Annotated in this window: 16 protein-coding genes and 1 pseudogene; 7 read left to right on the top strand and 10 right to left on the bottom strand. The window is 74.9% G+C overall.

Annotated elements, in window-relative coordinates; translation table 11 throughout:
* Nucleotide 1: 1 nt before the first annotated feature.
* On the bottom strand, nucleotides 2–733 hold the full coding sequence (locus KO717_RS26620; RefSeq protein ID WP_301371726.1) for a VIT1/CCC1 transporter family protein: 732 nt from the start codon (nucleotides 731–733) through the stop codon (nucleotides 2–4).
* 259 nt (nucleotides 734–992) lie between these two features.
* Here KO717_RS26620 and KO717_RS26615 point away from each other — a divergent pair, with 259 nt between their 5' ends.
* The 7 genes from KO717_RS26615 to KO717_RS26585 all read left to right on the top strand — a co-directional run bounded on the left by KO717_RS26615 (nucleotide 993) and on the right by KO717_RS26585 (nucleotide 10,582).
* Complete coding sequence (locus KO717_RS26615) at nucleotides 993–1,979, top strand: ADP-ribosylglycohydrolase family protein (RefSeq protein WP_301371725.1); 987 nt, start codon at nucleotides 993–995, stop codon at nucleotides 1,977–1,979.
* Between the two features lie 1,190 nt (nucleotides 1,980–3,169).
* Nucleotides 3,170–4,477 carry an ADP-ribosylglycohydrolase family protein gene (locus KO717_RS26610; protein WP_437184654.1) on the top strand — a complete coding sequence of 436 codons (1,308 nt, stop codon included), beginning with the start codon at nucleotides 3,170–3,172 and terminating at the stop codon, nucleotides 4,475–4,477.
* A gap of 7 nt (nucleotides 4,478–4,484) precedes the next feature.
* A complete protein-coding gene (locus KO717_RS26605) occupies nucleotides 4,485–5,630 on the top strand; it encodes an ADP-ribosylglycohydrolase family protein (RefSeq protein ID WP_301371724.1) in 1,146 nt (381 codons plus the stop codon).
* A gap of 131 nt (nucleotides 5,631–5,761) precedes the next feature.
* On the top strand, nucleotides 5,762–7,483 hold the full coding sequence (locus tag KO717_RS26600; RefSeq protein WP_301374770.1) for an ADP-ribosylglycohydrolase family protein: 1,722 nt from the start codon (nucleotides 5,762–5,764) through the stop codon (nucleotides 7,481–7,483).
* Nucleotides 7,480–8,391 carry a ribokinase gene (gene rbsK / locus KO717_RS26595; protein ID WP_301371723.1) on the top strand — a complete coding sequence of 304 codons (912 nt, stop codon included), beginning with the start codon at nucleotides 7,480–7,482 and terminating at the stop codon, nucleotides 8,389–8,391. The genes KO717_RS26600 and rbsK overlap by 4 nt, the downstream gene beginning before the upstream one ends.
* Before the next feature lie 203 nt (nucleotides 8,392–8,594).
* Nucleotides 8,595–9,770 carry a CaiB/BaiF CoA transferase family protein gene (locus tag KO717_RS26590; RefSeq protein ID WP_301374769.1) on the top strand — a complete coding sequence of 392 codons (1,176 nt, stop codon included), beginning with the start codon at nucleotides 8,595–8,597 and terminating at the stop codon, nucleotides 9,768–9,770.
* Nucleotides 9,767–10,582 carry an HpcH/HpaI aldolase/citrate lyase family protein gene (locus KO717_RS26585; RefSeq protein ID WP_301371722.1) on the top strand — a complete coding sequence of 272 codons (816 nt, stop codon included), beginning with the start codon at nucleotides 9,767–9,769 and terminating at the stop codon, nucleotides 10,580–10,582. The genes KO717_RS26590 and KO717_RS26585 overlap by 4 nt, the downstream gene beginning before the upstream one ends.
* A 155-nt stretch (nucleotides 10,583–10,737) precedes the next feature.
* Here the strand turns inward: KO717_RS26585 and lgt are convergent, their stop codons facing one another.
* The 9 genes and pseudogenes from lgt to KO717_RS26540 form a co-directional block, all read right to left on the bottom strand.
* Nucleotides 10,738–11,715 (bottom strand): prolipoprotein diacylglyceryl transferase, encoded by a 978-nt coding sequence (lgt, locus tag KO717_RS26580; protein ID WP_301371721.1) that lies wholly within the window; start codon nucleotides 11,713–11,715, stop codon nucleotides 10,738–10,740.
* Between the two features lie 328 nt (nucleotides 11,716–12,043).
* Nucleotides 12,044–12,835 (bottom strand): annotated as a pseudogene (locus KO717_RS26575) (DsbA family protein); the annotation flags it as partial.
* A 108-nt stretch (nucleotides 12,836–12,943) separates the two neighbouring features.
* The gene (gene trpA, locus KO717_RS26570; RefSeq protein ID WP_189736136.1) at nucleotides 12,944–13,759 is read right to left on the bottom strand and encodes a tryptophan synthase subunit alpha; all 816 of its coding nucleotides are present in this window, start codon (nucleotides 13,757–13,759) and stop codon (nucleotides 12,944–12,946) included.
* Entirely contained in the window at nucleotides 13,756–14,997 is a 1,242-nt protein-coding gene (gene trpB / locus KO717_RS26565; RefSeq protein ID WP_301371719.1) for a tryptophan synthase subunit beta, read from the bottom strand. The genes trpA and trpB overlap by 4 nt, the downstream gene beginning before the upstream one ends.
* Nucleotides 14,998–15,202: 205 nt before the next feature.
* Complete coding sequence (gene trpM / locus KO717_RS26560) at nucleotides 15,203–15,412, bottom strand: tryptophan biosynthesis modulator TrpM (RefSeq protein ID WP_301371718.1); 210 nt, start codon at nucleotides 15,410–15,412, stop codon at nucleotides 15,203–15,205.
* A gap of 9 nt (nucleotides 15,413–15,421) precedes the next feature.
* Nucleotides 15,422–16,231, bottom strand: coding sequence for an indole-3-glycerol phosphate synthase TrpC (gene trpC / locus KO717_RS26555; protein WP_030012837.1), 810 nt, complete (start codon nucleotides 16,229–16,231; stop codon nucleotides 15,422–15,424).
* Nucleotides 16,232–16,403: 172 nt separating this feature from the next.
* Nucleotides 16,404–16,910, bottom strand: coding sequence for a DUF2752 domain-containing protein (locus KO717_RS26550; RefSeq protein ID WP_301371717.1), 507 nt, complete (start codon nucleotides 16,908–16,910; stop codon nucleotides 16,404–16,406).
* Nucleotides 16,911–16,992: 82 nt separating this feature from the next.
* Nucleotides 16,993–17,244, bottom strand: coding sequence for an HGxxPAAW family protein (locus KO717_RS26545; protein WP_030773215.1), 252 nt, complete (start codon nucleotides 17,242–17,244; stop codon nucleotides 16,993–16,995).
* 111 nt (nucleotides 17,245–17,355) lie between these two features.
* Nucleotides 17,356–18,036 (bottom strand): TIGR02234 family membrane protein, encoded by a 681-nt coding sequence (locus tag KO717_RS26540; protein WP_301371716.1) that lies wholly within the window; start codon nucleotides 18,034–18,036, stop codon nucleotides 17,356–17,358.
* Between the last annotated feature and the right edge of the window lie 13 nt (nucleotides 18,037–18,049).

The raw sequence follows: 18,049 nt of genomic DNA, 5'->3' as shown, positions 1-18,049 counted from the left end.
GTCAGCCTATGGCTCCGCCGATCCAGGTTCCCAGGATGTACGTCACACCGGCGGCCGCGCCACCCAGGACCAGCTGGCGGACGCCGCTGTACCACCAGGACCGCGCGGTGACCCGGGAGACGACCGCACCGCAGACGAAGAGCCCGGCCAGCGCGAGCAGCACCGCGGGCCACAGGGCGGTGGCGCCGAGCAGGTACGGCAGTACGGGGAGCAGCGCGCCCAGCGCGAACGAACCGAACGACGAGACCGCGGCGACCAGCGGCGAGGGCAGGTCGTCGGGGTCGATCCCGAGCTCCTCGCGGGCGTGGATCTCCAGCGCCTGCTCGGGATCGCGCGAGAGCTGCATGGCGACCTCGCGGGCGAGCGACGGCTCGACGCCCCGGGAGACGTAGAGCTCCGCGAGCTCCTCCATCTCGTCGATCGGGTGCTTGCGCAACTGCTGGCGCTCCACGTCCAGTTCGGCGAGGACCAGTTCGCGCTGCGAGGCGACGGAGGTGTATTCGCCGGCCGCCATCGAGAAGGCGCCGGCCGCGAGACCCGCCAGCCCGGTGATGACGACGGTCTGCGGGGCGACGGCGCCGCCGGCCACACCGGTCATCAGGGCGAGGTTCGAGACGAGCCCGTCCATGGCACCGAAGACGGCCGGCCTCAGCCATCCGCCGTTGACGTCGCGGTGGGTGTGGTTGTCGCGGTGCGCGGTGTGCAGCGGTGCTTCGATGTCGATGATGGACATGCGTGGAATCTCCCCAAATGTGCGATCGGACGCCGCAACGCGCCCCGCTCCCCCTGAACACCTCGAAACTACGCACGATTTCTGTCGCCCGCCAGCAAGGAAGGCCGTACTTACCTGGGCTTTTGCGGGTCGGCGACCGGGTGACGGGGGTGTTCGCGGGGTGTTTCGCGACGAGCGACAAACCACATGCCATGGCACAAATCCCCCAAGGGCTCATGATGAGCCCCATCCAATGTGGGAGAGGCGCGCCATGGAGCCGATGAAGCTGATTGCATGCAATCCGCAGGTCCTCCTCGAACGGGCCAGGGGCGCTCTTCTCGGACTCGCCGTCGGCGACGCGCTGGGCGCCCCCGCGGAGAACATGAAGCCGTCGGAGATCCGGGCGAAGTGGGGCCGCATCGAGGGGTTCGTGTCGGAGGACCCGGCGGGCACGGACGACACCGAGTACGCGATCTTCTCGGGGCTGCTGCTGGCCCGCCACGGCTCGGCGCTCACCGTCTCCCACGTCGAGCGGGCCTGGCACCACTGGATCGCCGACCTCGACGAAGGCCCGTTCCGGGGCGCGGGGTTCTCGGAGCGCGGCACCCTGGAGAATCTCCGCCGGGGCCTGGCCGCGCCCATCTCCGCCCAGCACCGGCACGCGTGGTCGGACGGCCTGGCCATGCGGGCCGCGCCGTTCGGCGTCTTCGCCGCGGGCCGGCCCGCCGAAGCGGCCCGGCTCGTCGCCATCGACGGCTCGGTCAGCCACGACGGCGAGGGCATCTACGGCGGCCAGGCGGTCGCGGCGGGCGTGGCCGCGGCCATGGCGGGCGGCTCCCCCGCCTCGGTGATCTCGGCGGCCCTGTCCGTCATCCCGTCCGACTCCTGGACGGCCCGCTCCCTGCGCCGGGCGGTCACCGCCGCCCCGCGCGGCGAACGGGCGGTGCGCTCGGCGGTGGTCATCGGCGGCTACCCGTGGACCGACCTGGCCCCGGAGGCGGTGGGCCTGGCCTTCGGCGCCTTCGCCGCCTGCCGGGGCGACTTCCCGTCCTCCGTCCTCACCGCCGTGAACATGGGCCGCGACGCCGACACCACCGCGGCGGTGGCGGGCGCCCTGGCCGGCGCGCTGTCGGGAGCCGCCGCGATCCCCGCCGCCTGGTCCTCGGCCATCGGCCCGGTCCGCGGCAGCTGCCTCCCCTCGATGCGGGGCTACCACGTCCTGGACATCGCGGACCTCCTCACCCCGGAATGCGAGGCCGCCCGATGACCCTCACCCCGGACGACCGGACGCCGGCGCTGCCCCCGGCGGATCCGACCCCGAGCACGGGTCTGGGTACGGGCGCGCCACCGGCGGCGCCGAGCCCCGCAGGCCGACCCCCGACCCCGGCCGAGCGGGGCCCCGGGCGCCTGACCCCAGCCGGTCAGGCCCGGGCCGAGGCGCTCGCGCCACCCCCGGGTCCGGGCCCGAACCCGGCCGAACCTGGGCTCGGAGTCCTGACCCCGGGCGGTCAGGCCCGGTCCGTGGGGCTGGCACTGTCCCCGGCGAACCCGGCCCCGGGTACGGGTCTGGGTACGGCACCGGCGGAGCCAAGGTCCGGGAGTCTGCCCTCGGCCCCGCTCCCGGCCGATCGGGGGCACGGGAGCCTGACCCCGGGCGGTCAGGCCCGGGCCGAGGCGCCCGCGCGGCCCCCGGGTCCGGGCCCGGCCCCGGCCGTCGCAGACCTGGCCGCGGCTTCGGGTCCGGCTCCGGCGGAACGGCGGTACGCGGGCCTGCCCCCTGGGCACGCGGCCCCGGCCGGGATGCCGCCGCGTACAGCACCGGCACCGCCCTCGGGTGCGGAGGGAGAGGGAGGCGGAGCGGGAAGCGTCCTCGCTCCCGCTCCCACGGCGGGATCCCGGATCGTGGTCCGCACCGGGCAGCCCGCCCCAGGCACACTCGGGACCGGGCCCGGGGCCGCGGGCAGGGCCGATGGTCCCGGGACGGCGGTCCGGGTCGGGCAGCCCGCTGCCGGCACGGCCGGGGTCGAACCGGTTTCCCGGACCAGGGCCGGAGCCGACGCTCCCGGAGCGGGCGCCGGGACCGCGGTCCGCGCCGGGCAGCATGCCGCAGGCACGGCCGACACCGCCCTCGCGCGGGCCGTCGGCACGACCGGGGTCGAGACGGCATCCGCGACCGTCGCCGTGGCCGGAGCCGACGCTCCCGGAGCGGGCGCCGGGACCGCGGTCCGCGCCGGGCAGCATGCCGCAGGCACCGCCGACCCCGCCCTCGCACGAGCCGTCGGCACGACCGGGGTCGAAACGGCATCCGCGACCGTGGCCGTGGCCGGAGCCGACGCTCCCGGAGCGGGCGCCGGGACCGTGGTCCGCGCCGGGCAGCATGCCGCAGGCACGGCCGACCCCGCCCTCGCACGAGCCGTCGGCACGACCGGGGTCGAGACGGCATCCGCGACCGTCGCCGTGGCCGGAGCCGACGCTCCCGGAGTCGTGGTCCGCGCAGGGCAGCATGCCGCAGGCACCGCCGACCCCGCCCTCGCACGGGCCGTCGGCACGACCGGGATCAGGGTCCGGACCCCGGAACGTCCCGCCGGGCTGCCCGCAAGGGCCCGGCCCATCGAGGGCCTTCTCCTCGGGCTCGCCGCAGGCGACGCGGCCGGGTGGCCCGCCGCCCGCCACCGCGCCAGCCGGATGCCCGAGTGGACCCGCCGCCTCACCCGCGAGCTCGACACCTTCGCCGAGCAGAACGCCACCACCACCCTCCCCGTCCCCATCGCCCTCAACCAGCCCCCCGAACCCCTTCGCCTCGGCCCCTCCGACGACGCCGAATGGGCCGCCTTCGTCGCCGAGTCCGTACTCACCGCCGCCGGTGTGCTGCTCAGCGACCTCTCCCGGTCCCGCCGCATGCGCGCCGCCATCGACCTCGCGTGGAACGCCCTCGCCTCCGAGGTCGCCGCGGCAGCGGAACGCGCGCCCGAGGTCGAGTCCGCCGTCCTCCCCCTCCGCGCCCGGATCTCCGTCCGCGCCGGCCTCGGCAACCTCGCCACCGGCCTGCGCCCGCCCGCCACCGGCCACGACAACCCGCACTACTTCGACGACGCCGCCTGCGTCCGCGCCTGCGTCCTCGCCGTCGTGCATCCCGGCGACGCCCGCGCGGCGGCCGACCTCGCCGAGTTCGACGCCCGCTACACCCAGGACGGCGACGGGGTGCACGGCGCCCGCGCCATGGCCGCCGCCATCGCCACCGCCTTGAGCGCCGCCGGTGCCGTCGGTGCCGCCGGTGCCGCCGGTGCCGCCGGTGCCGCCGACGCCGTCGACGCCGCCGTGGACGCCGCCCTCGCCCAGCTCCCCGAGGCCACCGAGATCGGCCGCAACGCCCGGCACGCGGTCCGCCTCGCCCGTACGCACACGGACGGCGGCGCCTTCGCCATCGTCCCCATCCTCGAACACGAGATCGTCGACCACGTCTACAGCTACGGGATCGCCGCCGCCGAGACCGTCCCCGTGGCCCTCGCCCTCGCCACCGCCGCCCGCGGCAGGATGACCGAGGCCGTCCCGGCCGCCGCCTGCCTGTCCCGCGTCGCGGACTCCGCCCCCGCCCTGGCTGGCGCGCTTACCGGCGTCCTCGGCGGCGGCGACTCGATCCCCGCCGCCTGGCGCGAGGCCTGCCGCACCCTCTCCGGCTGCGCCCTCCCGCGTCTCGCCGGCACCGACCTCGTGGAACTCGCCGCGCTCCTCGCGGCCACGGAACTCACCTCACCCAAGGGATGATTCGGACATGACGCTCACGTTGGAGGACCGGGCCCGCGGCGCTCTCGTCGGAGCCGCCGTCGGCGACGCGCTCGGCGGCCCGGTGGAGGGCTGGACCCCGGACCAGATCGTGGAACGGCACGGCGGGCGCGTGCACGGCATCGTCGGCCCCTGGTACGAGGACTGGCGCACGGCCCGTCCCATCGCGCCGTACCACAAGGGCGACGGGCACGTCACGGACGACACCCTGATGACGCACGCGCTGGTACGGGTGTACGAGGCCGTACGGGACCACCTCGACGCCTACGCGATCGCCGAGCACCTGGTCCCCGACCTGATGTCCACGCCCCGCTGGATCCCGGAACTGGAGGCCGAGGCACTGCCGTTGCAGCGGATCTTCCTCGCCGAGAAGTGGATCGTGACCCGGCTGCACTACGCGCACGCCGACCCCCGCGAGGCCGGCAGCGGCAACATCGTCAACTGCGGCGCGGCGATGTACATGGCGCCGGTGGGCATCGCCAACGCGGGTAATCCGGCGGGCGCGTACGCGGAGGCGCTGGACATCGCCGGCGCGCACCAGTCCTCGTACGGACGGGAGGCGGCGGGCGTGTTCGCGGCGGCGGTGGCGGCCGCGTGCGTGCCGGGGGCGACGGCCGCCTCGGTGGTGGACACGGCCCTGTCCCTGGCCAAGGACGGCACGCGCGACGCGATCGCGGCCGTCCGCGAAGTGGCCTCCGGCCACCGGGACTTCGAGTCGGCGCTGGCCCCGCTGCGGGCGGCGGTGACCCCGTACGACTCGGTCGGCCCGGACTACCGCAACCCGTCGCTCGGCGCCCGCCGCCCCTCCCGCCTGCACGCCATCGAGGAGCTCCCGGTCGCGCTCGGGATGCTGCTCGTCGCGGACGGGCGGTACGAGACCGCGGTGCTCGGCGCGGTCAACTACGGCCGGGACTGCGACTCCATCGCCACCATGGCGGGGGCGGTCGCCGGGGCCCTGGGCGGCGAGGCCGTGGTCCCGGCCGCCTGGGCCAAGCAGGTCGCCGAGGCCAGCCGCCTCGACCTGCACGCCCCGGCCGAGGCGCTGGCCGCGGTGGCCCGGGAGATCTTCGCCCTCGACCGCTCCCGCCGCAGGACCCACGAGTCGGCCTTCACCGCGATCGCGGCAGACCGGTGACGGGCGGCGCCGGGTCCGCCCCGGCCGCTCCCGCGCCCCCGCCGGAATCCCGCGACGCCCCGGGCCCGGCCCGGCACCGCTCCCCGCGGGAGCCCGGGGCGGACCCGGATCCCGGCCCGGCGGGCGGGCTCCTGCGGCTGACCTGGGCCCAGCCCGAGGACCTCGTCGGGCACGAACTGCGCCAGGCCGCGGAGGACGGCCGGGACCCGGCCCCCGCCCTCCGCGCCTGGCTCGCGGCGGGCGGCCACCCCGCCCCGGACCGCGCGGGCGCCTCCCTCACGCCTGCCCCACCGGAACTCCGCGCCCTGGCCACCCGCCTCCTGGACGCCCTGGCGCAACTCCCACCCCCCTCCGAAGCCGACGAACCCCACTCCTGGCCCGCCATCCGAGCCACCTGGCCCACCACGGCCCACGGAGACCGGCCCACCGGCCTCCCGAACCCGGCGGCCCTCCCGCCCGCAGGGCCGGGGCACGGAGCCACCACTGCGCGCCCCGCACCGCCCCGCGCAGCAGAGGCCGTGCCCGCACGCGATCCCCGGCAGCCGCCCCCCGGCGGACCGGCGGACCGGACCACCGGACTCCCGGACCCGCCGGCACACCCGGGCGAATGCCCGACCGCAGGGCCGGGGGCACGAGCCACCGCCCCGAGCCCCGCACCGCCCCGTGCAGCAGAGGCCGTGCCCGGGGCAACTCCCCCGGGTACGGAGCCGGAGCCCGGGCACGGCCCGGCCCGGCCCGCGCAACCGCCGGGCGGCGCCGGGCCGCACCCCCTGCTGCCGACCGGGCCGGAGGCCGCCCTGCGGGAGCGGCTGGAAGCCGCCTGGGTGGGGCGGGCCGTCGGGTGTCTGCTCGGGAAACCCGTCGAGAAGCTGCCCCTGGAGGGGATCCGGGCACTGGCCCGCGCCGCCGGCAACTGGCCGCTGAACGACTGGTTCAGCGAACGCGGCGTACCGCCCCGGGTGCTGGCCGCCCACCCCTGGAACCGCCGCTCCGCCCCGACCTCCCTCGCCGAGAACATCGACGGCATGCCCGAGGACGACGATCTCAACTACCCCCTCCTCGGGCTGCTCCTGCTCCAGCGGCACGGCAAGGGCTTCACCACCGCCGACGTGGCCCGCCTCTGGCTCGACGAGCTGCCGGCCGGGCGGACCTTCACCGCCGAGCGCATCGCCTACCGCAATCTCCTCCTGGGTCTGGAGCCGCCCGTCACCGCCACCCACCACAACCCCTTCCGCGAGTGGATCGGCGCGCTGATCCGCGCCGACGTCCACGGCTGGACCAATCCGGGCGATCCGGCCGCCGCCGCGGCCCAGGCCTACCGGGACGCCGCCCTGACCCACACCGGCAACGGCGTCTACGCCGCCCTCTTCGTCGCGGCCGCCACCGCCACCGCCGCCACCGGCAGGTCGGACGTCCACACCGCGCTCCGGACCGGGCTGGCCTTCGTACCGCCCCGCTCGCGCCTCGCCGAGGCCGTCCGCTTCGGGATCCGGACGGCCCGCGCGGAGCCGGAGGACTTCGACCTCGTCGTCGACCGGCTGCATGCCCGCTACGGGCACTACCACTGGGTCCACGCCGTGCCCAACACCGCGCTGATCGCCGCCGCCCTCACCCACGCCGACGGGGACTTCACCCGCTCCGTCTGCCGCGCCGTGTCCGGCGGCTGGGACACCGACTCCAACGGAGCCACGGCCGGCGCCCTCGCCGGGCTGCTCACCGGCTCCCCCGACGCCCTCCCGCACCGCTGGACCGCGCCCCTGAAGAACCGCCTCGCCACCACCGTCCCCGGCTTCGACGGCATCGGCTTCGACACCCTCGCCCGACTCACCGCACAGGAGGCAGCACGCTCATGACGGCCATCGCCGTGCTCGGCAGTACGAACATGGACCTCGTCGCCTACGTCCCCAAGGCCCCCCGCCTCGGAGAGACCGTCACCGGCCGCGCTTTCCGCACGGTCCCCGGCGGCAAGGGCGCCAACCAGGCCGTCGCCGCCGCCCGCTCCGGCGGGGAGGTGGTGATGATCGGCGCGGTCGGGGCCGACGAGTTCGGCGTACGGCTGCGCTCCGCGCTCACCGCGGCCCGGGTCGACACGGCGGCCCTGCGCACCGTCGAGGGCGCCAGCGGCACCGCCCACATCACGGTCGACGACGAGGGCGGCAACAGCATCATCGTCATCCCCGGCGCGAACGCCGCCGTCACCGGTCTGGAGACGGGGGACGAGGCCCGGATCGCCGCCGCCGGTTCCCTCCTCCTCCAGCTCGAACTGCCCCTGGCCGCCGTCCTCGCCGGGGCCCTCGCCGCCCGCGCGCACGGCGTCCGTACGGTGCTCACCCCGGCCCCCGCCCAGCCGCTGCCCGCCGATCTGCTCGCCGCCACCGACCTCCTCGTCCCGAACGAGCACGAGGCGGCCGCCCTCACCGGCCTCACCGACCCCCTCCAGGCCGCCGAGGCCCTGCTGGCCGAGGTGCCCGAGGTGGTGATCACCCTCGGCGCGGCGGGGGCGCTGTACGCCGCCCGCGGCCGGGAGGCGCTGACCGTGCCCGCGCCCCGGGTGCGGGCCATGGACACGACCGCCGCCGGGGACACCTTCGTCGGCGCCCTCGCCGTGGCCCTGGGCGAGGGCCGGCCGATGCCCGAGGCCCTGCGCTGGGCCTCGGCGGCGGCCGCGCTCTCCGTCCAGCGCCCGGGAGCCCAGGACTCGATGCCGACCCGCGCCGAGACCGACGCCTTCGCCGCGGCGCAGCGCGGAGCCGCCTCGTGACCCCCGACGGGCGCCGGCCCCCGAGCTGCTCCGGCGGGGCCGGAAGTGTGTCGGGGCGATCCCCGCAGGGCGCCGAACGCACCACCGCCGCGCTTTCCGACCCCGGGCACCGTTCGGCGCCCGAGGAGACGCCCCGGCGCGCGCCCGGCCCCACCGAAGCCACCGCCCCCGCCCCCGCCGAAGCCCGGCCAGGGCAAGGGCCGCTGGAAGGGCTCCGCGTGCTCGACCTGGCCACCCTCTTCGCCGGACCGCTGACCGCCACCCTGCTCGGTGACTTCGGGGCCGAGGTCGTCAAGGTCGAGCACCCCGGCCGTCCCGACCCCTCGCGCGGCCACGGCCCCGCCAAGGACGGCATCGGCCTGTGGTGGAAGCTCCTCGGCCGGAACAAGCGGACGATGACCCTCGACCTGTCCACCCCGGGCGGCCGGGACACCCTGCTGCGCCTCGCCGCCACCGCCGACGTGGTCGTCGAGAACTTCCGCCCCGGCACCCTGGAGAAGTGGGGGCTGGGCTGGCCCGAGCTGTCCGCCGCCAACCCGCGCCTGGTCCTGGCGCGCGTCACGGCCTTCGGCCAGCACGGCCCGTACGCCCACCGTCCGGGCTTCGGAACGCTCGCCGAGGCGATGAGCGGTTTCGCCTCGATCACCGGGGAGCCGGACGGGCCGCCGACCCTGCCGCCCTTCGGGCTCGCCGACTCGATCGCCGCGCTCACCTGCGCGTACGCCGTGATGACCGCCCTCGCCGGGCGGGATCGCACCGGGCACGGTCAGGTCGTGGACCTGGCGATCGTGGAACCGATCCTCACCGTGCTCGGCCCGCACCCGCTCTGGTACGACCAGCTCGGCTACGTCCAGCCGCGCACCGGCAACCGCTCCGCGAACAACGCCCCCCGCAACACCTACCGCAGTGCCGACGGGCGCTGGCTTGCGGTCTCCGCCTCGGCGCAGTCCATCGCCGAGCGGGTGGTGCGGCTGGTGGGCCGGCCCGAGCTGATCGCCGAGCCCTGGTTCGCGACCGGCGCCGGGCGGGCCCGGCACGCCGACGTGCTGGACGAGGCGGTCGGCGGCTGGATCGCCCGGCACAAGGCCGAGGAGGTGGTCGCCGAGTTCGAGGAGGCCGAGGCGGCCGTCGCCCAGGTCTACGACGTCCGGGACGTGATGGCCGACCCGCAGTTCGCGGCCCTCGACACGATCACCGAGGTCGAGGACCCGGAACTGGGCCCGCTGCGCATGCAGAACATCCTCTTCCGGCTCTCCGAGACCCCGGGCGGGATCCGCTGGGCGGGCCGCCCGCACGGGGCGGACACCGACGAGGTCCTGACCGAGCTCGGGCTGACCGAGGCCGAGATCACCGCACTGCGGACCGAGGGAGCCCTGTGATCCTGACCTGGCTGTACGCGCCCGGCGACCGCCCGGAGGTGGTCGCCAAGGCCCTCGGCTGCGGGGCGGACGCCGTCATCGTCGACCTGGAGGACGCGGTTCCGGCCTCGCGCAAGGAGTACGCGCGCGCCGCGACCGCCGACCTGCTCGCCGAGCGGCCCCCGCTCCCCGTCCACGTCCGCGTCAACGCCCTGGACTCCCCCTGGGGCGGCGCCGACCTCACCGCGCTCGGCGGGCTGCACGGACTCGCGGGGCTGCGGCTGCCCAAGATCAGCGCTCCGGCGCAGATCACGGCCGTCGCGGAGCGCACCGGCGGGGTGAACCTGCACGCCCTGCTCGAATCGGCCGTGGCCGTGGAGCGCGCGTACGAGATCGCCCGCGCGCATCCCGCCCTGCGCGGGCTCTCCCTCGGCGAGGCGGACCTGCGGGCCGACCTGGCCGTCAGCGCGGAGACGGGCCTGGACTGGTGCCGGTCCCGGGTGGTGGTCGCGGCCCGGGCCGCGGGGCTGACGCCCCCGGCGCAGTCGGTGTTCCCCGACATCCGGGACCTGGAGTCGCTGGCCGTCTCGTGCGCCCGCGGCCGCTCCCTGGGCTTCCTCGGCCGGGCGGCGATCCATCCGCGCCAGCTCCCGGTGATCGAGCGGGCCTATCTCCCGGCGGACGAGGAGGTCAGCGCTGCCGTGGAGGTGCTGAGCGCGGCCCGCGCGACGCCGGGGGCGCTGGCCCTGCCCGACGGGCGGTTCGTGGATCCGGCGGTGGTGGCCGCGGCCCACCGCACCCTTGAGCTCGCCGCTCGCATGGCCGCCCGCTGACCCCGGCCGCCGTATCCCGGGGCTCCGCCCCGGACCCCGCGCCTCAAACGCCGGCGGGGCTGGATCTGCACGGTCGAACGCCGGCGGGGCTGGATGTGGCGAACGCGAAGGGGGGTGCCGCTGTACGCGGCACCCCCCTTCGCAGAGCGATCGGGTCAGCGCTTGCCCGCCTCCGGGGCCTCGGCCTCGGCCTTGGCGGGTGCGTCCTTCGTGAGGACGGGCGTCTTGGCCTCGGCGGGCTCGGCCTTCTCCGCGTCAGCGGCTTCGGCGGGGGCGTCCGCGTCGGCCGGAGCCGCGTCGCCGCCGTCCTTGCCGCCCGAGGTGTCCGGCTCGACGACCGACTCGCGGCCCGGCCGCAGCTTCGCCGACAGCACCAGGTAGACGACCGCGAGGACGAAGACGACGATCGAGGTCCAGACGTTCAGCCGGACGCCCAGGATGTGGTGCGCCTCGTCGACGCGCATGTACTCGATCCAGCCGCGGCCGACGCAGTACGCGGCGACGTACAGGGCGAAGGCCCGTCCGTGGCCGAGCGTGAAGCGGCGGTCGGCCCAGAGGACCAGCAGCGCGACACCGATGCACCACAGCGACTCGTACAGGAAGGTCGGGTGGTAGGTGCCGGCGTCCCGGTTCGGGCCCGCGCTGATCTCCACCGCCCACGGCAGGTCGGTGGCCCGGCCGTACAGCTCCTGGTTGAACCAGTTGCCCCAGCGTCCGCAGGCCTGGGCCAGCGCGATACCGGGGGCCAGAGCGTCCGCCCAGGCCGGCAGCGGGATCCCGCGCAGGCGACAGCCGATCCAGGCACCGACCGCGCCGAGCGCGATGGCGCCCCAGATGCCGAGTCCGCCCTCCCAGATCTTGAAGGCGTCGACCCAGTTGCGGCCCGCGCCGAAGTAGAGCTGGTAGTCGGTGATCACGTGGTAGAGGCGACCACCGACCAGGCCGAAGGGCACGGCCCACACGGCGATGTCCGCGACCGTGCCCGGCTTTCCGCCGCGCGCGATCCATCGCCTGTTGCCGAGCCAGACGGCGACGAAGACGCCGATGATGATGCAGAACGCGTAGCCGCGGAGCGGGATCGGTCCGAGATGGATCACGCCGGTCGACGGACTGGGGATGTAAGCAAGGTCCATGGCAGACATGACGCTACCTTGCCGGGCGGTGCGCACCGCAACCCGCCCGGCAAGACGAAACCAAATCCAGACCTGGAACCGGCCGCGGTCAGTCCTCCGAGGACCCGCTGGAGGAACCGCCGGAGGCCCCACCGGTGGACCGGTTCGAGGACCCGCCGGACGAGGATCCGCCCGATCCCGTACGCGAGGCCGACGGCGAGGCCTTCGCCCCGGCCTTGTCCCCGGGCTTGTCCGCCGCCTTGTCCGCGGCCTTCGCTCCGGATCCGGGGGTCGCGCTGCCCGACGGTGAGCCCTTCTCGGCCCCGGCCCCGGCGTCCGCGCCTCCCGGGCCCTTGGCCGCGGCCTCGACCTGCTCCTTCAGCTTCTGCGGGGTCACCTGGTTGGCCTGGTCGGAAAGGATGTCCTTGCCGTTCAGCAGCACGGTCGGGGTGCCCCGGAACCCTCCGGTGGTGAAGGCGGTGTCCGACTTGGCGACCCAGCTGTTGTGCGTGCCGTCCTCGACGCACGAGCGGAACTCAGGGGTGTCCAGCCCGTCGACCTTGCCCGCCAGTTCCAGCAGCTTGGCGTTCTTGCCGAAGGCGTCGTCGATCTCCTGCGGCTGGTTCTGGAAGAGGAGGTCGTGGTACTCGGTGAACTTGCCGGCGTCCTGCGCGCAGGCGGCCGCGTTGGCCGCCTTCAGCGAGCCGCTGCCGCCCATCCTCCGGTCGATGAGCGTGACCAGGTGGTAGTCGACCTTGAGCAGCCCCTTGGCCTCCAGGTCGTGGATGACGTCGCGGTAGTTGTCCTCGAAGAACTTGCAGGAGGGGCAGCGGAAGTCCTCCCACACGGTGAGGGAGGACTTCGCCTCGGGCTTGCCCGCCTGGATGGCGAGGGCGTCCTTCCCGGTGGCCCCGGAGGGGGCGACCACCGGCCCCGCCTTGGCCGATCCGCTCTTGCCGGTGTTGGCCGCGATCACGCCGACGACGGTCGCCAGGCCGAGGACGCCGACCACCGCCGCCGCCACGACGAGGGTCCGCCGGCGCTTGTCCCGGGTCTTCTGCCGCTCGCGCTCCACGAGGAGTCGTTCCCGGGCCGATCGTTTCGTCGCATCGCGGTTCGCACCGTCGTTCTTCTCGCTCACGTTCCGCCAAACGAAGCAGGGAGGCACTCGCGTGCCTCCCTGCCCGCACTTCCACCCGATCGGGCTACAGAACCCGATCAGACATCCGTGGCCGTGATCGAACGCGCGTCAGCTCCGGCGTACGCCTTCCGCGAGCTCGCCGGCGAGCGCCCGTACGGCGTCCAGCCCGGCCGGCAGGTCCGGCGCGTCCAGGAGCAGCTTCACGAAGGCCGAGCCGACGATGACACCGTCGGCGAAGCCCGCGACCTCCTTGGCCTGTACGGCGTTGGAGACGCCGAGTCCCACGCAGACCGGGAGCTCGGTGGTGGCGCGGGTGCGCCGCACCAGGTCCTGGGCCTGGTTGCCGACGGACTCGCGGGTGCCGGTGACTCCCATGAGGGAGGCGGCGTAGACGAAGCCGGAGCCGGCCGCCGTGATGGTGGCCAGGCGGGCGTCCTTGCTACTGGGAGCCACGACGAAGACGGTCGCCAGACCGTGCTTCTCCGCGTGCTCGCGCCACAGCGCGGACTCCTGCACCGGCAGGTCGGGCAGGATGCAGCCGGCACCGCCCGCCGCCGCCAGCTCGGCCGTGAACCGCTCGACGCCGTAGCGGTCGATGGGGTTCCAGTAGGTCATCACCAGGACCGGGGCCCCGGTCGCCTCGTGGGCCTCGCGGACCGTGCGGATCACGTCGGCGATCTTGACTCCACCGCGCAGGGCGATGTCGTCGGCGGTCTGGATGATCGCGCCGTCCAGCACCGGGTCACTGTGCGGGAGGCCGATCTCGACCACGTCCGCGCCGCCCTCGATGACCGCCTTGACCGCCTCGATGGCGCCGTCGACGGTCGGGAAGCCGGCCGGGAGGTAGGCGACGAGGGCCGCGCGGTCCTCGGACTTCGCCTTGGCGAGGGTGTCGCTCAGCAGCTGGAGGTTTCCGGTGCTCACTTGTTCTCCCCCTCGCCGTCGTACAGCCCGAAGTAGCGGGCCGCCGTGTCCATGTCCTTGTCGCCGCGACCGGACAGGTTGACGACCAGCAGGCCGTCCTTGCCCAGCTCCTTGCCCAGGTCGAGGGCGCCCGCGAGGGCGTGCGCCGACTCGATCGCCGGGATGATCCCCTCGGTGCGCGAGAGCAGGCGCAGGGCCTGCATCGCCGCGTCGTCGGTGACCGCGCGGTACTCGCCGCGGCCGGAGTCCTTGAGGTAGGAGTGCTCCGGGCCGATGCCCGGGTAGTCCAGGCCGGCCGAGATGGAGTACGGCTCGGTGATCTGGCCCTCCTCGTCCTGGAGGACGTAGGAGCGGGAGCCGTGCAGGATCCCGGGCTCGCCGGCGGTCAGCGTGGCCGCGTGCTCGCCGGTCTCGACGCCGTGCCCGGCGGGCTCGAAGCCGACCAGGCGGACGCCGGCGTCCGGGATGAAGGCGTGGAAGAGGCCGATGGCGTTGGAGCCGCCGCCGACGCAGGCCGCGACGGCGTCCGGCAGCCGGCCGGCGCGCTCCAGGATCTGGCGGCGTGCCTCGACGCCGATGACCCGGTGGAAGTCGCGGACCATGGCCGGGAAGGGGTGGGGGCCGGCGACCGTACCGAAGAGGTAGTGGGTCCGGTCCACGTTGGCGACCCAGTCGCGGAACGCCTCGTTGATCGCGTCCTTGAGCGTCCGGGAGCCGGACTTCACGGCGATGACCTCGGCGCCCAGCATGCGCATGCGGGCCACGTTGAGGGCCTGGCGCTGGGTGTCGATCTCGCCCATGTAGATGGTGCACTCAAGGCCGAAGAGCGCGCAGGCGGTGGCGGTGGCCACGCCGTGCTGCCCGGCGCCGGTCTCGGCGATGACGCGGGTCTTGCCCATGCGCTTGGTGAGCAGCGCCTGGCCCAGCACGTTGTTGATCTTGTGCGAGCCGGTGTGGTTCAGGTCCTCGCGCTTGAGGAAGATCCGGGCGCCGCCGGCGTGCTCGGCGAAGCGGGGCACCTCGGTGAGAGCGCTCGGGCGGCCGGTGTAGTTGACCATGAGGTCGTTGAGCTCGGCCGCGAAGGCCGGGTCGCCCTTGGCCTTCTCGTACTCGACGGCGACCTCGTCCACGGCGGCGACGAGCGCCTCCGGGATGAACTTGCCGCCGAAGTCACCGAAGTAGCCCTCGGCGTTGGGAACGTGACCCTCCGGGTCCGGGATGAAGAACTCGCTGGACATGTCCAGTGCTCCTACGGGTGCGAGATGCGGCGGGGTGGATTCACCGTATTGCGCCGCCCGCCCGTGCCGCGCACACCCCGCTGGGGGATGTCGTGCGTACGGTGCGGGGCGGCCCGCGTCCGGGGCCGGCGGCCCGGGACGTCAGGCCGTACGGGAACTGCGCGCGGGGCGGTACGTCTCGCGTACCGGGCCGCGGCGGCCCTCGTTACAGCGCGCCTCCGCGGCGCCATCGCATGCCGTTGACCTGACCGGGCTCGGAGCCGATCACGTACCGGACCCGCCGCCCGTGCACGCGCCGGGCCGGGGCGCGGCAGCCGCGGGGGCGGCAGCCGCGCGCCAGGGGCGCGTGAGCCGTCGGCACGGCGGCCGGGCGGGAGCCCGGCCGGGTGCGGACGCAGGAGCGGTCGTGGGCCATGGGTACGGGTCAGCTCCGCCCGTGGCGCAGGGCGGGGTGGGCGCCGGCGGCGACGAGGTCGGCCACGGCCGCCTTCGGGTCGCGGCCGGTCACCAGGGACTCCCCGACGAGGACGGCGTCGGCGCCCTCGTTGGCGTAGGCGATCAGGTCGTGCGGGCCACGGATGCCGGACTCGGCGATCTTGACGATGTGGTCCGGGATCTCGCCGACGACGCGCTCGAAGGTGGAGCGGTCGACCTTGAGGTCCTTGAGGTTGCGGGCGTTGACGCCGATGATCTTGGCGCCGGCGGCGACCGCGCGCTCCACTTCCTCCTCGTCGTGGACCTCGACGAGCGGGGTGAGACCGATGGACTCGGCCCGCTCGATGAGGGAGACGAGGGCCTCCTGCTCCAGGGCCGCGACGATCAGCAGGACGAGGTCGGCGCCGTAGGCGCGGGCCTCCCAGAGCTGGTACGCCGTGACGATGAAGTCCTTGCGCAGGATCGGGATGTCCACGCGGGCGCGGACGGCCTCCAGGTCGGCCAGCGAGCCGCCGAACCGGCGCTGCTCGGTGAGGACGGAGATGACCGCCGCACCGCCCGCCTCGTAGTCGGCGGCGAGCCCGGCCGGATCGGCGATGGCGGCCAGCGCGCCCTTGGAGGGGCTGGAGCGCTTGACCTCGCAGATCACCTTGACGCTGTCGCCGCGCAGGGCAGCGACGCCGTCCTTGGCCTGGGGCGCCTTGGCGGCACGCTCCTTGAGCTCGTCGAGGCTCACGCGGGCCTGCCGTTCGGCAAGGTCTTCGCGGACCCCTTCGATGATCTCGTCGAGCACACTCACGCGAGCGGCCCCCTTCCGGGTCGATGACGGTCGGCCGCCTTGCAGACAAGTACAGAAGCAAGGTCGGCATTCAAATGGTATCCGCAGGAGGCGTTGCCCTCCGCACGCGGTTGACGCTGTCCCAGTAACTGGACATTCGGAATCCGTGCTTCATAGGGCCTGCCCAGGGGGCTCAGGGCGCCAGAGCGGAGCCGAAAGAAAGATTTCGGACAATGACGAAAACCAGCGCCAGCACACCCAGCGCCCACCAGTACCTCGGACGCAGGACGATCCTCGGGGTCGGCCCGCCGCGGAACGCGCGGACCAGCCACAGGGCCATGAACCCCGCGAAGACGAAATAGCCCGCGACCGCGAGCGCGTTCGCCCCGAGAGCGGTGACCAGATCGCCCTGCGCGAAGGCGTGCGCGCTGCGCAGGCCCCCGCAGCCCGGGCACAGGACGCCCGTCAGCCGGAACAGCGGGCACACCGGGTAGTGGCCGGGCTCGTTGGGATCCACGGCGCCCACGTACGCGAAGGCCGCGGTGACCCCGGCCAGGTAGGACGCCGGAACGGCGAGCCGCCGGGCCCGCGACGGGGACGGCCGCCCGGCGGGCCGCCCCGGCTCCGCGGGCACGGATGCCGGTGACGGCGGGGCATCGGGGGTACGAGAGGCGTCCACCTGCTGATTCTCTCCGCTCATGACAAAAGGCGCAGCCCGGCGGGGCCGCGCCTTTCGGCTGCGCTGCTTCGGACCGGTCCTTCGGACCGCGCCGCTCGCTCGCTCAGACCTTGGCGGGAACCTTGGAAGCGGCGATGACCTCGGCGAGGTCCTTGTGGGCGGCCTTCGGCGCGCCCATGCCCGCGGCCTTCATCCCCAGGCCGACGACACCGCCGAGCGCGACGACGACGAGGCCGGCCCAGAAGCCGAGCGGGTTCGCGAGCACCATGAAGGCGCCGGAGATGCAGAAACCGATGAAGGCGATGATGACACCGGTCCAGGCGGCCGGGGTGTGTCCGTGGCTAGTGCCCGCCATGAGTTGCTCCTCGTTGCTCTGTCGCGCTGCTGTGTCGAACGTGCGGTCTGTGTCGGACGCTCGGCGACCATTGTCCCGCACCGGGCGGCTTCGCCGTCCAGGGGGGTCGGGTCAGTGGGCCCGGTCGGCGCCCGGGTCGGTGGTCGGGTCCTCGCCCCGGTCCAGAGCCTTCCACAGATCTTCCGGCCGGTCCGGATCAACCGCTGCGACAGTCCGGGCGCGCGGGCTGCCGTCACGCTCGTAGCGGCCTCCCATGGAAGGCCAGCTCCGGCCGAAGCGCAGGGCCAGCAGACCGGCCGCCAGGATCAGGACCGCGCCGGCGGCCGTGACGTAGGGCCAGGTCGTCTGGGTCAGCCCGGCCACATGGGCGGCACTGTCGGCGGTCGTACGGGCGGCCTGCGCGTCCAGGGCGCGGCGGCCGTCGGCGCCGAGGACGGCCGACAGGGCCGCGCCCAGGCCGCTGAGCGCGAGCAGCCCCGACACCAGCAGACGGCTCTTGCCGCGTACGGCGAAGACGGCGACCAGTGCGGCGAGGCCCACGATGGCCAGCGCGGCGGGCAGACCGGTGACGGCCCGCCCGTCGGCGGTCAGCTGGAGCGAGTCGCTGCCGATGGCGGCGGTGCCCCGGGCCCAGGTCCGGCCGGAGGCGAGCAGGACGACGGTGGCGCCCAGGGCGCCGAGCAGCAGGGCGACGGCCACACTGCGGCGGCCGCCACGACGGTCGGGAGCCGCGGGCTCGGACTCGGCGTCGGCTTCGTTTCGGGGCGGGGGTACGGCACTCACGTACCCCACTATCCCTTACGCC

This window comes from Streptomyces xanthophaeus (genome assembly GCF_030440515.1).
Lineage (GTDB): Bacteria > Actinomycetota > Actinomycetes > Streptomycetales > Streptomycetaceae > Streptomyces > Streptomyces kutzneri.
Note: the sequence above shows the minus strand (reverse complement) of the source record. Positions and strands in the feature narration are given on the sequence as shown.